Below are 14,452 nucleotides of genomic sequence, written 5' to 3'. Positions count from 1 at the left end.
CCATTGTCGCGATTGACAGACGCCTAGCTTCCCAAGCTGCATACGAGGGTTCGATTCCCTTCGCCCGCTCCAAGTATTCAGTCATTGCTTCGCGCTCAATCAAATTACCCGAAATGCTCGATCAGCAATTCCGTAAGCACTCTGACCTTTCGCGCGGGGTGGTGCCCCGGCGGTCGGACAATGAAGATTCCGATTTCGGTGAGCGGATAGCGATTCATGAGCGCTACCAAAGCGCCCGACGCCAACTCTTTCTCGATCAAGAAATCCGGCAGCGCGGCTATGCCGAGACCGGCAACGGCTGCGGAAGCGAGAGCCAATCCGTTGTCCGCCTTGAATCGACCTTGCGGGTGCACGGTGATCGTCTTGTCTCCATCCATGAAGGACCAGGCCTCGGTGCCTTGCATGAGACATTCATGCGCGAGCAGTTGGTCGGGCGTTTCAAGAGCGCCATGCTCACTGACATATTCCGGGCTGGCGACGAGCTTGCCACGGACGGGGCCGATCCGCCGCGCGATGAGGTTCGAGTCGCTGAGGTAGCCGACGCGAATGGCGCAATCAAAACCTTCGCCGACGATATCGACGAAACGGTCGCTGTAGCTGCATTGTACGTGAAGGCGCGGGTGTCGCCGCGCCAGCTGCGCAAGCACGGGCGCTAAATGCGTGGGGCCGAAGGATAGCGGCGCCGCGATCCGCAATCTGCCGCGCAGATCGCCCGCCGGCAGTATTGTCTCACGCGCAACATCGATTTCCGCGCAGGCCCGCGCGGCATGGTCGCGGAATGTCACGCCCGCTTCGGTGAGCGCGGCCCCGCGGGTCGTCCGCGCCAGAAGCTGGATACCAAGCTCTCCTTCAAGACGGGCCAACCGGCGGCTGACAATGGATTTTGACACGCCGAGCCGGCGCGCGGCCGCCGATACGCCACCGGCACCGGCTACTTCAACAAACGTCTCCAGATCCTCCAAATCCATCGCGTTCCACTTTTAGCGACACAGATAGCCTCATCGCGAGACTACCACGTCGCAAAATGGAACGATATCCCTGATGGCGAGCAACAGACGGATCAGTCCCGAGGGGGCCCATCCGCGCCACTCAGGTCCGCTGACCCGGTCCGTATCCAGCGCCATCGAACAAAAGGAGCCTGTCATGTCATTGGCATCGAAAAATTCGGGACGGTCCGCCGCAATTACCGGGGCCGGCGGCGGTCTTGGCCGCGACATTGCGCTAGGGCTCGCCGCCAAGGGTTACATCGTTTTCGGTACGGCCGTCTCGACCGGGGAAGTCGAGGATCTGAAGCAGGCCTCCGGCGGCCGCGTCAGCCTGACGGTCTGCGACATCACCAGGGAAGACTCCGTGAGAGCGTGGGCCGCCGGCGTGTCCGACGCGCTGGGCGGCAGCGGCCTTGATCTCCTGATCAACAACGCCGGCATTCTCACACCTGGGCCGCTGGAAGTTCTGCCGCTTGAGGCCGTGCGGCGCGAGTTTGACGTCAACGTTTTCGGCGCGCTGTCGGTCGTGAATGCATTCCTGGCGGCGCTTCGCAAAGCCCGTGGCCGCTTCGTGCAGATCAGTACCTGGACCGCCAGCCTTCCGCTTCCCTTCAACGGGCCATCGGGCGCATCGAAGGCGGCGATGGAGGTTTTCGCGAGCGTCTATCGGGCCGAATTGAAACCCTTCGGCGTCGACGTCGTCGTCGTGCCGGCCGGCAATATGAGAACCGGCGGTCCGGCGAAGACGGCAACGGCACTCGCCCGGACCGCCGACGCCATGACGCCTGAACAGCGCGATCTGTACGGACAAACATTCGAAACCTTCGCAAATGCTCTCAACGGCATGCAGGACAGCGGTCTCGATTCAGCCGCCGCGGCCCGAAGAGCGATTGAGCTTGCCGAACAAACGCCAGCACCGCGGCGCGCGCCCCTGGGGCCGGACGCGGAAGAAATGCTGCGGTTCGTGCGTGAGAAGTCCGACGTCGAGCAGGATGCGCTGCGCCTCCGGCTCGTCGGCCTGACCTGAAGCCTGCCCACTTTCACATCAGACAAACAGGAGAATGACCATGATTACCCTCGTCGATCCCAAAGATACCCGCGCCGTTCGCAACAAGGATAATGTCCTTGCCCTCTATGATTTGATGATAAACCGCAAGAAGTCGGAGGAGGCTACGGCCAAGCTTGCCAGTCCTTCTTATGTTCAGCACAATCCGCTGATCGCAGACGGTTCGGAAGCACTGGGCAAATATTTTGCCCAGGTCACGCGCGAACGCGCCAGGGCTCGCGTCGTGGTCCATCGCATCATCGCCTCCGGTGACTATGTCTGGGCTCACGTCAACTTTCTGAACCTGTTCAACGACGATCCGAATGATACCGGGATCGCCGGGGTCGACATCTACAGAATGGATGCCGACGGCAAGGCGATCGAGCATTGGGATGTGCTGCAATTTGCTGGCGACCCGAAAAACTCGGCCCCTTGGGTCGCGCCGAACTTGCCCCGCGCCAATCCGAACGGAATGTTCTGACACAGAGTGCGGGGCCACTAGTGTCCTGATTCCGAAGTTCGCATCATTTTGCGGCGATTTTGTTTGCGAACTTCTGAACCACCACACTAACCCCCCGCTTCAGAACGGAGGACGTACCAGCCGAAGCGCAGCGACGGCGCGTAAACGCGCTCCGCGTTTGTCTGCCAAGGGAAAACCGGTTTCCACTTTGCGCTAACGCGGCCCTTCGGGTCCGGATCATGCTCTAGCCGCCGGCATCCGAACCTGAAGCTTTCCGATCGGGGTCCTCGTCGAAGGGCGGAGGCCATACCTTGCAGTCGAAGCTGCGGCCACTGCCTGGGCAGACCGGACCTGACGGCCTCGCGACAGGCGCAGGCGCTTGACCGGCATACCAGGTGCTGCCCCACGCGCCGCCGAAGCCCGGCGTCCTTTGGACGTGCACATGCCTTTTGTGCTTCTTGCTGCTGCTTGAAGCGGCCTTCGCTGGATCGACCGTCGGAACCATCACCAATGAGGTCGCACAAACGGCCAGTATCAGAAGTCGGATCGCAGATTTGCCCATGCGTTCCTCCTCAGCAAGTCGGACGGAGAGGCTGCTCTCGCCCAACGTGTTTGTCGCCTAAATTAAAGTTGAACATTGCGGGGCTGATGGCCGTGCTGTTATCGAGCTGTTAACTCAACCGCGAGATCATCAAGACTTGGACGCCGTACTCTTTGCGATCGGAGCGGCGGTAAAAAGGCTTGTTCCATCTGTTGCAGAATCGTTTTCTTTGTGGACTGATGCATCAATGGTACGCCCGCGCCGTGCCCAAGCTGCTAAAAAACGCTTGGGGCTTGGGGGATCTCAACATGGACATGGCTAACGTTGCGAAGATCGTGCTTTTCGTCTCAGCGTGTGCATCCCTGTTCGGCTTAGGGCTGTTTCTGTTTCGCGATCAAATCTTCCCTCAAACGGGGGTCGATGGCGGCAGATCGTGAGACCTTCGCCTCGATCGCCAGATGAGCGATCAAACCGTTCCCAGGCACTCGACGGGTGTTGCCCGGTATCAAGGATAAATCGCCATGCTCCTGTTTTATTTGCCGATGATCATCTTCCAGGCGATGCTTGAACCTTCAGGTCGCGCGCGACGTTCATCGCCAAAAGCTCTCGAAACCGATCTGGGCTGAGCTTTCCGCACCTAACTATATGTTGAACATCCTTGTGCCCTCCCGCACAAGTGAACTGGACCCGCGCCCTTCAGAGGCCGCGTATTCAAGAATTCGTGTGCTTGGTGTGCCCAGTAAGCACTTGGGCAGGCGTAACAATTGGCTCCCCCGGCGCGAAGAAGGTGCACCGCTGCAAGGAGGATCGCCATGCTCTCGCGCTTAGTCTTGTCACTCGTCTTGATCGCCGGTTTTTCGCCCGCTGCCAGCCTCGCCGCCGAGCGGCCGGTCGTGGTCGAATTGTTCACCTCGCAGGGATGCAACTCCTGTCCTCCGGCAAACGCCTTTTTGAACGAAATGTCGAAGCAGCGGCGCGATGTGCTGGCGCTCGCCTTCCACGTCACTTACTGGGATCGCCTGGGATGGAAGGATCCGTTCTCGATGGAAGCCGCCACGCGGCGCCAGGACGTTTACGGCCGTCGGTTTGGCGATGGGTCCTATACGCCGGAAATGGTCGTCGATGGCGCCGCCAGCATGGTCGGCTCGGCGCGCGGCGAGGTCAACTCGGCCATCGAAAATGCCAAGCGCAACAGCCGCACCGCGGCCCCGGTCAGCGTGACGAAAAACGGCGAACAGGTTTCGATCGAGGTCGGCGCTGGCAGCGGCAGTGGCAACATCTTGTTGATCGGCTTCGACCACGAACACACCACCGCAGTCGGCCGCGGCGAAAACTCTGGCCGGACGCTGGTCGAAGCCAATGTCGTCAGGTCGATCCGCTCAGTCGGGCAATGGTCGGGCACGGCGATGCGCATCAGCGAGCGTTTCCCGGAAGGCCAGGACGTCGCGGTCGTGCTGGAAGCGCCCGATGGCCGGATCATCGGCGCGTCGCGGCTTAACGGCAGCGGTTCGACCTGATCGGTTTGCGCGAGATTAGAGCCACAACGGAGGTATGCTCCCTCTCCACCCAACTCGGGTCTACCCGAGTTGGGCATTGTCAGCTGTCGAAGTCGGATAAATCCAACTTCGATGGGAGAGGGTTGGGGTGAGAGTTACGGTCTTTCGTATCAGCGGTGCCCCCTTCACCCGGATCGTACTGGACGATGCTTTCGCATCGTCAGGGGCGATCCGCCCTCTCCCCGCCGGGAAGAGGTGAACTGCCCACTGAAAGAGTGATTCAACCGAAAATCATCACGCTTTAGCACACTCACTCCAACGGCGGTAACCCGTGCCGTCGCCGCGCGACGATGCATTCGGGATCGCCGGGCATGCAGGTTCGGCAGACCTCCGGACGAACGGCATAGATCAGGCAGGAGGTGGCCACTCCGATCTGGCCGGAGAGCGCGGCACAGCGGTCGCCGTTGCAACGCATGCCCGATCCTCGCTCGTTGACGAGTTCTGGCGGAACGAGATCGAGCGCGGCGTCATCCTCGGTGGTAAAGCGCGGCCAGTCCGACGAACAGGCGCAGCAGGCGCCGCACGCCTGGCACGGGCTTTCGACTGTCATGGCCGGATCATTCTTTTCCATGCGCGATGGCCTAGTGTGGCGGTTCAGAAGTCCGCATCCTTGCTGCTGCGAGTTCGTCATGCGGACTTCTGAACCAAGGCCACACTAGAAAACGATGACTTACTAGTGGAGTGGATTTGACATTCGCTGCCCAGCCGGCCGCAAGCTCGTTAAGCGAATGTCAAATCCTAAACTCCACTAGAATCCTATATTTGCTAGTGGTCCCTTGATTCTAACATTCGCAAAAGCGCCTGCCGCAATGGCGGGCGAATGTTAGAATCGGACCACTAGTGTCCTTTCGATTCCGAAGTTCGCAAACAAGATGGCCGCAAAATGATGCGAACTTCGGAATCAGGACACTAGCGCGGAAAGGCCTGATCGGCCAGCTCGCGAATGTGCGAGATCAGACATCGCTCGGATGCTCCCAAACCAGACTCCTTCGCCACTTCGCCCTGAGCAGGTCGCGCCGCTCCGGATATTTCTCGTCGAGATAGACGGCATCGATGACCCGGTCGGTGCGAAAGCTGCGAAAATCCGTTCGAAGCTCGCACCAGGCGGCCAGTATCCGCACGGCCTCATGGTAGCCGATCGCGATCGGCCAGACCGTGCGCTCGCTGTGGCGGCCGTGTTCGTCGCGGTAGCGCAGCGCGATTTTCTTTCCTTCATGGATCTGCGTGCGTGTCCGCGCCATGTCGATGCGATCCGGCTCCTTGCGTGAGCCGGCGGCGCGGCTTGCCGGTTCGAGTACAAATGGCCTCAGGCGCTCCGGAACGGTGTCGGCAATTTTCGCAATCAGATCCTGGGCGGCGCGGGACAACACGGCATCGGCATGGCCGGTGACCCATTGCGCGCCCAGCACCGCCGCTTCGATCTCATCCGGCGTGAGCATCAACGGCGGCAGGTCGAAACCCCGCTCCAGAATATAGCCCATGCCTGCCTCACCGCGGATCGGAACGCGCTGTTCGATCAGCGTGGCGATATCGCGGTAAATCGTTCGCTTCGAGGTTTCGAGCTCGGCTGCGATTGCGTCCGCCGTGAGCGGCTTCCGGCTTCGCCGCAGCACCTGGATGATCTGAAACAGGCGGTCGGCACGTCGCATGATCCATCTCGCGTTTTTCTTGCAAGGCTGCCGTCGGATGCTGACAGCATGTTGGCAGCAGGTGGCAAGTATAACGGGACAGCATTCAAACCGAGAGGATTTTATCCATGATCATCATCTACGGCCTCGATCTTTGGGCCGCGATGTCGCCGCTGCTGACACCACGGTGGCAGCAGGCGGTCACTAGCTTCAGGCGCCTGCTCAGGAAATCGGGAGTGCTGTCATGATCATTCTTTATGGCTTCGGCTCCGGATTTGGCCTGCCGGAAATCAGCCCTTTTGTGACCAAGACCGAAGTGCAGCTGAAGATGGCCGGCCTCCTTTATCGCAAGGAAAGGGCGAGGCCCACGGCTTCGCCCAAGGGGCAGTTGCCCTTCATCGAGGACGACGGCGAAGTGATTGCCGATTCCACCTTCATTCGCGCGCATCTCGAAGGCAAATACGGTTTCGATTTCGACGCTCCGCTCAGTTTGCAGGACCGCGCTCAAGCCTGGGCGTTCGAACGCATGATCGAGCATCACCTTTACTGGGCCATGGTCGGCGCGCGCTGGGTCGATCCGGAGAACTTTGCCAAGGGACCGGCGCATTTGTTCGATGCGGCGCCGGAACATCTGCGCGAGAAACTTCGCGAGGATGCTCAATTCCGTGTCGCGGAGAATTATCTTTTGAGCGGTCTTGGGCGTCACGCGCCGGACGAAGACGTCGATCTTGCGGCTCGATCGCTTTTGGCGCTGTCGGTCCGGCTTGGAGACAAGCCTTATCTGATGGGTGATTCACCTTGCGGCACCGATGCCACCGCGTTCGGCGCGCTGGCTGGAATCCTCACCCCCTTCTTTGACTCACAGCTTCGAGAGCGAGCCGATCGGTTCGAAAACCTCGCCGCCTATGTCGATCGGATGATGCTGCAATATTTCCCGGAGTTTTCGTGGAAATCGCAACGTGAGGCGGCGTGACCGCCGCTTGCCACAAACTGTCGGGCGTCTTCATGAGGTGGAATGACCAATGAAGCTTCGTGATATCTTCATCGCGCTGATCGCGGTCCTTGTCTTTGGCACCAGTTTTGTGGCGGTCAAACTCGGCGTCAGGGAGATTCCGCCGCTGCTTCTGGCGAGCCTGCGCTTTTTCTTCGCTGCCGTCCCTGCGATCTTCTTCGTCAGGCGCCCCGAGGTGCCGATACGATTCGTGGTGTCATTTGGCTTGACGATGGGGGCCTTCCAGTTCGCCCTGCTGTACAGCGCCATCAGGCTCGGAATGCCGGCCGGCCTGTCTTCGGTCGTCCTGCAGACGCAGGTCTGTTTTACCGTGTTGTTGGCGTATATCTGTTTCGGCGAAAAGCCGCTGCCGCTGGAGATTACAGGCAGCCTGGTGGCGCTTGTCGGCGTGGCGCTCATTGGTGTGCTCAAGAACGGCACTGTGGAACTTGTCCCATTTGCTCTGGTGTCGGCGGCAGCTCTTGCCTGGGCTGGGGGCAGCATCATCACGAAGGCGGCTCGTCCGAGCGACACTTTCGCCTTCGTCGTCTGGAGTTGTCCGGTTTCGCCACTGCCGCTGCTTGTCCTTTCTCTTCTTATTGATGGTCGCGCACCAGTAACGGCCGCACTTCTTCATCCGAGTATGGCCTCGGTCGGTGCGGTCCTGTTTCTGGCCTACGCGACGACGCTCGGCGCTCTCGGGCTCTGGACCAGGCTGCTGAGCCGCTATTCGGCAGCAGCGGTTGCCCCGTTTGGCCTGCTGGTGCCGGTTTTCGGGATTCTCAGCACGCACATGCTGCTCGGAGAGCAGATCACCCGCATCGAAATCGTCGGCAGCGGCCTGGTATTCGCCGGTTTGATTCTCAACGTTTCGGCGGCCTCTTTGGGCGGCCTCAGGCGGCAGGTCTGGGCTCGGCCTTGAGGTTTGCGATCTCCGCCTCCAGTTCCGCGATGCGAGCGTCGCGCGCGGCGAGTGCCGCCGCAACGTCCGCGGCATCGAATTTTTGCGGAATATGCTGCGGGCAGTTGGTGTCCCACCCCGAAATCCGGAACAGGATCGCCTGCTCGGGGCGGGCTTTGTAGCCTTTCGGCATCAGCGATTGTATCAGCGCGGGATCGTCGGCGACGACGCGCGCCTCGCCCCAAATCTTCACCCGGCGCCGATGGGCATAGTCCATCACGAAGATGTAGGCCTTCGGATTTTCCGAGAGATTGCCGAGCGTGATGTATTGCCGGTTGCCGCGGTAGTCGGCGAACGCAATCGTGTTCCTGTCCAGCACCTTGATAAAACCCTTTGGCCCGCCGCGATGCTGGATATAGGGCTGGCCGGCGCTGGAAGCGGTGGCGAGATAAAAGCTGGTGGCGTCCGCCAGAAACGCGGCGAGGTCTTCGTCGACCTCGGTGCGCCAGTTGCCGCGCTCCTCGTAGATCTCGCGCGATCCCTTGATGGCCTGGATCGCTTTCACGGCGGGCGTGAACGCTACGTCGCTGGAAAGAGTGCAGGTATCGGACATCGAAACCTCCTTTACTTCAGCTGTCGCGCCCATGCGGCGCACCCCGCAAAAGGTGCGCCGGGATCTTGGCCTCAAGCTGCCTTGGCGGTCACGACCGGGAAGTCGATCTCGGTCTTTGCGACCTCATTGACATAGTTGGTCAGCGTATTGAGGGCGACGTGCAGCACGATCTCTATCACCTGCGCGTCGTTATAGCCTGCCTTCTTGACCGCCTGAACGTCAGCATCGGCGACATGCCCGCGCGCTTTCACCAGCTTGACGGCGAAGCGAACCGCGGCGGCCGCTTTCGAATCGCTCGAGCTGCCGTTGCGATTGGCGCTGATTTCGGCTTCCGAGAGCTTTGCCAGATTCTTGCCGAGATAGGTGTGCGCCGACAGGCAATAGTCGCAGCCGTTGGCCTCGGCCACGGCGAGCGCGATGCGCTCACGCGTTGCGGCTTCAAGTTCACCCTTTCCGAGTGCGCCGTTCAGTCCGAGGTAGCCTTCGAGCGCGGCCGGGCTGTTGCCGACGACGCGAAACAGGTTCGGCACCACGCCGAGCTGCTTCTCGACGGCGTGAAGCAGCGGCTGGGCTGCGGCGGGGGAGGCTTCGATCGAGGCGGGAGTAGGCAGGCGGGGCATGGGACGTTCCTCTGGGTTCGCTGTCGCGCGAGCACTTGCTCGCCGGCGCTGGGAAATATGATGATCCCTGAATATAGGCACAATCGTCGCATTTGACATTTCATTATTGCAGTTTATGAAATAGTCTAATGGATCGGATCGATGCCATGCAGGCCTTTGTTGCGGTCGCGGACTTGCGGGGCTTCGCGCCGGCGGCGCGCAAACTGGGGCTTTCGGCTTCGGGCGTGACGCGCCCGATCGCGGCGCTGGAGGATCGGCTCGGCGCACGGCTGTTGCAGCGGACGACGCGCTCGGTCGCGCTGACCGAGGCCGGCGCCCGCTATCTGGAGCGCGCCCGGCAAATCCTTGCCGATGTCGAAGAAGCCGAAGGCGCGGCAGAGGGCGAACATGCGCTGCCGCGCGGAAGGCTGGTGGTGTCCGCGCCGGTCGGATTTGGTCGCCTCCATGTCGCGCCGGTGATGTCGCAATACCTGAAGCGCTATCCGGAAGTGGCGGCCGAGCTGCGGCTGTCGGATCTCATGATCAATCTGGTGGAGGAGGGCGTCGACGCTGCCGTCAGGATAGGTCACCTCGCCGATTCGAGCCTGGTGGCGCGCCATGTCGGCGAGATGCGACGCATCGTGGTGGCCTCTCCCACCTATCTCAAGGTGCGTGGCGAGCCGCGATCACCCGAGGCCATCGCCTCCCACCAGACCATTCAGATCAGCGCGCTATCGCCGCAGGCCGACTGGCGTTTTGTCAGGGATGGCGACGAGGTTCGCGTCGCGCCGGCGCCGCGGCTGACGACCAACAGTTCCGATGCCGCGATCCAGTATGCCGCAAAGGACGGCGGCCTGACCCGGGTGCTGGCCTATCAGGCTGCGGAGGCGATCAAGGAAGGCGCCCTGAAAATCGTATTGGCGAAGTTCGAGCAACCACCATTGCCGATCCACATCGTCTATCCGACGTCGCGGCTGTTGTCGGCCAAGGTGCGTACCTTCGTCGATCTCGTGATCGAAATCAGCGACTGGCATTTTGGTGAGGCCGTCGTTCCGGGGCGCGCTTAGCGCGAACCCGGAACCTCGAGATTCCGGGCTCGATGCTTCGCATCGCCCCGGAATGACGTCACAAATGACGATTCACTGCTTCTTCACCACGCGAAAGGTTCCGTTCGCGCGTGCGATGGCGACGTCGTCGGCGGTCACCAGGCACTGGGCGAAGCAAAGCGTGGCGCCGGTCTTGATCACGTCCGTCTCGACCGTGAGCCACTGGCCGATCTGGGCGCTGCTGATGAAATCTATCGACATGCTGACCGTCACCAGCGAATAGACGCCGCGCATTTTGTGGCCGCAACTGTGGCCCATGGCTTTATCGGCCAGCGCTGCAATCAACCCGCCGTGGACGAACCCGCGTGCGTTGGTATGCGGCTTGGCCAGCCGAAGCCCCAGGATGATCGCATCGGGTGTTTGCTTCGAATAGATCGGCTCCCAGGGATCGGTGAGAGGGCTGTGCCGGGTCTGACGCTCGAATCCGGCAGGAATATCCAAATCGGTCATCGCGCAAATCTTTGTGAGTGGCGATGGTTGATTGAACGCCAGGCTTGCGCGAATTGCACCGCCTACAAAGTTTGAAACAGAGTTTGAGCGAGAACGACCAGCGCCTTCAATACGGCAAGCCGACGTAGTTCTCCGCCAGCGACGTCGTCGCCGCGTTTGAATGCGTCACATAATCGAGCTCGGCGAGCTGGATTCGCGCGCCAAAAGTCCCCGTATCCGGGAACTTGTGCAGCATCGATGTCATCCACCACGAGAAGCGCACCGCCTTCCAGACCCGCGACAATGCCTTTTCCGAATAATGATCGATGCCGGCCGAGGAGCTTTCGTCGTAATATTCCCGGAAGGCTCGCGCCAGATAATGCGCGTCGCTTGCCGCAAGGTTCAGTCCCTTGGCGCCGGTCGGCGGCACGATATGGGCGGCGTCGCCGGCCAAAAACATCCGGCCGAACCGCATCGGCTCGGCGACGAAACTGCGCAGCGGTGCGATGCTCTTTTCGATCGACGGGCCCGTGACCAGCTTGCCCGCGGCCTCGTCGTCCAGCCGTCGCTTCAATTCATCCCAGAACCGGTCATCCGGCCATTGATCGATATGATCCTCGAGAGGACATTGCACATAGTAGCGGCTGCGCCTTGCCGAACGCATGGTGCAAAGGGCAAATCCGCGCGGATGGTTGGAATAAATCAGCTCGTGGCTGACCGGCGGCGTATCCGAAAGAATCCCGAGCCAGCCGAACGGATAGATCCGCTCGAATGTCTCGATCGCGGAAGGTTTTACGCTGGCGCGGCTGATGCCGTGGAAGCCGTCGCAGCCGGCGATGAAATCGCAGGCGATCTCGTGGGTTGCGCCGTCCTTGACATAGCTGACGCGCGGGTGATCGGTATCAAAGTCAAGGGGTGTGACGTCGGCAGCCTCATAAATCGAGGCCAGGCCCGCGTCGCGCCGCGCATTCATCAGGTCGAGCGTCACTTCGGTCTGGCCGTAGATCGTCACCGTCTTGCCGGTGGCGCCCTTCAGATCGACCCGATGGCGGCGGCCGCCGAACGCAAGCTCGATGCCCTCGTGGACCAGTCCCTCGGCGTGGGCGCGGCTGCCGGCCCCGACTTCATCGAGCAGTGCCACCGTTCCCTCTTCAAGGAGCCCGGCGCGAATCCGGTCGAGCACATATTCGCCGGTGTGGCGCTCCAGGATGAGATTGTCGACGCCGTAAGTGTGAAGCAATTGTCCCAGCAACAACCCCGCCGGCCCCGCGCCAATGATCGCTACCTTTGTTCGCAACACTTGCTCCCGCAATTGTTTTGGGTTTGAACCTGAGCCACCATGTCGGCTGGCGTGGCCGCGCAGTTGCGCTGTCAATTATATCATATAACAATGTCTGCAAAGGGCCACCGAAGCCCTGATGCTGCAAGGGGACACTCGATGAGGAAAACGCTATTAGTGCCCACTTTCCGAAGTTCGTGCTCCATCGCAGCACCCACCTTTCACGAACTTCGGAAAGTCAGGGGCACTAGCAAACTTATTGATTCCAGCACCGCTTATCGATCTGAAGTCCCTGAACGAACTCGCCGCTTGTGGTGCAGGGACTTCAGATCGGCGGTACTGGCGCTGCTGGTTGCAGCCTTCGTATCGCCCGCCATAGCGCAGGAGAAGACGTTTGAGCTGAAACTGTCGCACTGGGTGCCGGCGAGCCATCCCCTGCAGAAGGCGCTCGAGGATTGGGGCGCCGCGGTCGAAAAGGCGTCCGGCGGCACAATCAAGTACAAGGTCTTTCCGGCCCAGCAACTCGGCAAGGCGTTCGACCATTACGACATGGCGCGCGATGGCATTGCCGATATCGCCTATGTCAATCCGGGCTACCAGCCCGGCCGTTTTCCGATCATTGGCGCCGGGGAGCTTCCGTTCCTGATGTCGGACGCCAAGGGCGGCTCGATGGCGCTGGATGACTGGTACCGCAAATACGCCGAGAAGGAGATGAAGGACGTCAAGTTCTGCCTTGCCTTCATCCATGCGCCGTCCTCGTTCCATTCGCGCACGAAAAAAATTGTCGTGCCCGACGACATCAGGGGCATGAAAATCCGGCCCGCCGACGCCACGATCGCGAATTTCGTGACCCAGCTCGGCGGCACCAATGTCCAGTCTTCGGCCCCGGAAGTGCGTGACATCATCGAGCGCGGCGTTGCCGATGCCGTCACCTTCCCGTGGGGATCGCTGGTGCTGTTCGGTATCGACAAGGTGACAAAATATCAGATGGATGCGCCGCTCTACGTCACGACATTCGCCTTCGTCATGAACAAGGACAAGTACAACCAGATGTCCGACCGGCAGAAAAAGGCGATCGACGACAACTGCAATACCGAAGCCGCCGGTCGCGTCGGTGAGCCCTGGGGCAAATTCGAAGACGCCGGTCTCGACAAGGTGAAGGCGGAGCCCGGTCAGGAAGTGTACACGCTGACACCGGAGCAGACGGCGCTGTGGAAGAAGGCGTCCGAGCCGCTGATCAAGACCTGGGCCGACAGCGTCAAGAAAACCGGGGTCGACCCGGACGCGGCATTGACTGAGCTGCGGGCATCGCTCGCCAAGTACAACGCCTTGACGCAGTAAGGCCCCCTGCATGGCACGGCGGTCTCCCGCCGCCGTGCTCTCGCCTCGCAATACTGAAGGCCGTGTGGAGCGGAAATGAAGCGCACATCTATGGATCGTTTCATCGACACGATCGAATGGATTGCGGCCGGATTTGTCGGCATTGTCGCCCTCAACATCTTCGTCGCGGTTCTGCTGCGCAATCTTTTCAGCTATTCGATCCCGGATTCCTTCGATATCGGGCGTCTGCTGCTCGGCATTTTGATCTTCTGGGGCATTGCCGCCACCAGCTATCGCGGCACTCACATCACCGTCGATCTGATCTGGGGTAATGTCGACCCGAAATACCAGCGCTTGATCGACGTATTTGCGACGCTGGTTCTGTTGCTCGTGGTGACGGTGCAGACGTGGACGCTGTTCGACAAGGTGCGCGGCACCTATAACGACAATGTCACGACATTCGATATGCACATGCCGACCTGGCCGTTCTTCGCGGTCGCGTGGGCCGGCGACGTCTCGGCGGTGCTTCTGATCGCGATCCGTACTTATCGACTGATCTTCCATCCGGAAGAGATGCACGACCCCAAGATCGCGGGCACCGAGTGAGAGCGGCATGAGCACCGATGCCGTCGCGGTCCTAGGATTTGTCGCATTGTTTGCGCTGATGCTGTTGCGCGTGCCGGTCGGCATGGCGATGGGGCTCGTCGGCGTATCGGGCTTCGGTTATCTGGTCGGCGGCACGCCGGCGCTGAAACTGGTCGGCCAGACCTCGATGCGCACGGTGACCGACTATACTTTCGGTGTCATTCCGATGTTCCTGCTGATGGGGACTTTTGTCAGCAATTCCGGCATGAGCCGCGATCTGTTCCGTGCCGCCAACGGCTTCGTCGGACATCTGCGCGGCGGCCTCGGGATCGCCACGGTCGCGGCGTGCGGCGGCTTTGCCGCGATCTGTGGCTCGTCCGTGGCGACAGCTGCGACTTTTTCCGCGGTGGCCT

At 60.9% G+C, this 14,452-nt stretch carries 17 protein-coding genes; 10 read left to right on the top strand and 7 right to left on the bottom strand.

Annotated elements, in window-relative coordinates; genetic code table 11:
- Positions 1-104: 104 nt before the first annotated feature.
- Positions 105-968, bottom strand: coding sequence for a LysR family transcriptional regulator (locus VNX23_RS17005; RefSeq protein WP_325631874.1), 864 nt, complete (start codon positions 966-968; stop codon positions 105-107).
- 175 nt (positions 969-1,143) lie between these two features.
- Between VNX23_RS17005 and VNX23_RS17000 the strand changes: the two genes are divergently transcribed.
- From VNX23_RS17000 to VNX23_RS16985, 4 genes are all read left to right on the top strand, one after another.
- On the top strand, positions 1,144-2,013 hold the full coding sequence (locus VNX23_RS17000; protein ID WP_325631872.1) for an SDR family NAD(P)-dependent oxidoreductase: 870 nt from the start codon (positions 1,144-1,146) through the stop codon (positions 2,011-2,013).
- 40 nt (positions 2,014-2,053) lie between these two features.
- Entirely contained in the window at positions 2,054-2,512 is a 459-nt protein-coding gene (locus VNX23_RS16995; protein ID WP_325631870.1) for a nuclear transport factor 2 family protein, read from the top strand.
- 720 nt (positions 2,513-3,232) lie between these two features.
- Complete coding sequence (locus tag VNX23_RS16990; protein WP_325631868.1) at positions 3,233-3,469, top strand: hypothetical protein; 237 nt, start codon at positions 3,233-3,235, stop codon at positions 3,467-3,469.
- A gap of 375 nt (positions 3,470-3,844) precedes the next feature.
- The gene (locus VNX23_RS16985; protein WP_325631867.1) at positions 3,845-4,549 is read left to right on the top strand and encodes a DUF1223 domain-containing protein; all 705 of its coding nucleotides are present in this window, start codon (positions 3,845-3,847) and stop codon (positions 4,547-4,549) included.
- A gap of 289 nt (positions 4,550-4,838) precedes the next feature.
- Here VNX23_RS16985 and VNX23_RS16980 read toward each other — a convergent pair whose 3' ends face one another.
- Both VNX23_RS16980 and VNX23_RS16975 read right to left on the bottom strand, forming a co-directional pair.
- Positions 4,839-5,138, bottom strand: coding sequence for a YkgJ family cysteine cluster protein (locus VNX23_RS16980; RefSeq protein ID WP_325631866.1), 300 nt, complete (start codon positions 5,136-5,138; stop codon positions 4,839-4,841).
- Positions 5,139-5,541: 403 nt separating this feature from the next.
- On the bottom strand, positions 5,542-6,237 hold the full coding sequence (locus VNX23_RS16975) for a YafY family protein (RefSeq protein ID WP_325631865.1): 696 nt from the start codon (positions 6,235-6,237) through the stop codon (positions 5,542-5,544).
- A 223-nt stretch (positions 6,238-6,460) separates the two neighbouring features.
- Between VNX23_RS16975 and VNX23_RS16970 the strand changes: the two genes are divergently transcribed.
- Together VNX23_RS16970 and VNX23_RS16965 are read left to right on the top strand one after the other, a co-directional pair.
- Positions 6,461-7,189 carry a glutathione S-transferase family protein gene (locus VNX23_RS16970; protein ID WP_325631863.1) on the top strand — a complete coding sequence of 243 codons (729 nt, stop codon included), beginning with the start codon at positions 6,461-6,463 and terminating at the stop codon, positions 7,187-7,189.
- A 49-nt stretch (positions 7,190-7,238) separates the two neighbouring features.
- Positions 7,239-8,129: an EamA family transporter gene (locus tag VNX23_RS16965; RefSeq protein ID WP_325631862.1), complete on the top strand. Its 891-nt coding sequence runs from the start codon at positions 7,239-7,241 to the stop codon at positions 8,127-8,129.
- Here VNX23_RS16965 and VNX23_RS16960 read toward each other — a convergent pair.
- The gene (locus VNX23_RS16960) at positions 8,101-8,721 is read right to left on the bottom strand and encodes a pyridoxamine 5'-phosphate oxidase family protein (protein WP_325631860.1); all 621 of its coding nucleotides are present in this window, start codon (positions 8,719-8,721) and stop codon (positions 8,101-8,103) included. The genes VNX23_RS16965 and VNX23_RS16960 overlap by 29 nt on opposite strands.
- 71 nt (positions 8,722-8,792) lie before the next feature.
- Positions 8,793-9,341, bottom strand: a complete 549-nt coding sequence (locus tag VNX23_RS16955; protein WP_325631859.1) for a carboxymuconolactone decarboxylase family protein — start codon at positions 9,339-9,341, stop codon at positions 8,793-8,795.
- Between the two features lie 128 nt (positions 9,342-9,469).
- Between VNX23_RS16955 and VNX23_RS16950 the strand changes: the two genes are divergently transcribed.
- Positions 9,470-10,387, top strand: coding sequence for a LysR family transcriptional regulator (locus VNX23_RS16950; RefSeq protein ID WP_325631858.1), 918 nt, complete (start codon positions 9,470-9,472; stop codon positions 10,385-10,387).
- A 72-nt stretch (positions 10,388-10,459) separates the two neighbouring features.
- Here VNX23_RS16950 and VNX23_RS16945 read toward each other — a convergent pair whose 3' ends face one another.
- Complete coding sequence (locus tag VNX23_RS16945; RefSeq protein WP_325631857.1) at positions 10,460-10,876, bottom strand: PaaI family thioesterase; 417 nt, start codon at positions 10,874-10,876, stop codon at positions 10,460-10,462.
- Positions 10,877-10,982: 106 nt separating this feature from the next.
- Positions 10,983-12,152, bottom strand: coding sequence for a 4-hydroxybenzoate 3-monooxygenase (gene pobA, locus VNX23_RS16940; RefSeq protein ID WP_325631856.1), 1,170 nt, complete (start codon positions 12,150-12,152; stop codon positions 10,983-10,985).
- 291 nt (positions 12,153-12,443) lie between these two features.
- Between pobA and VNX23_RS16935 the strand changes: the two genes are divergently transcribed.
- The 3 genes from VNX23_RS16935 to VNX23_RS16925 all read left to right on the top strand — a co-directional run.
- Positions 12,444-13,475 (top strand): TRAP transporter substrate-binding protein, encoded by a 1,032-nt coding sequence (locus VNX23_RS16935; RefSeq protein WP_325631854.1) that lies wholly within the window; start codon positions 12,444-12,446, stop codon positions 13,473-13,475.
- Between the two features lie 75 nt (positions 13,476-13,550).
- The gene (locus VNX23_RS16930; RefSeq protein WP_325631852.1) at positions 13,551-14,060 is read left to right on the top strand and encodes a TRAP transporter small permease; all 510 of its coding nucleotides are present in this window, start codon (positions 13,551-13,553) and stop codon (positions 14,058-14,060) included.
- 7 nt (positions 14,061-14,067) lie between these two features.
- Positions 14,068-14,452 (top strand): TRAP transporter large permease subunit (locus VNX23_RS16925; protein ID WP_325631851.1); only part of this gene is annotated, 385 nt, incomplete at its 3' end.

Origin of the sequence: Bradyrhizobium sp. (assembly GCF_035570375.1) — a bacterium.
Classification (GTDB): domain Bacteria; phylum Pseudomonadota; class Alphaproteobacteria; order Rhizobiales; family Xanthobacteraceae; genus Bradyrhizobium.
Note: the sequence above shows the minus strand (reverse complement) of the source record. Positions and strands in the feature narration are given on the sequence as shown.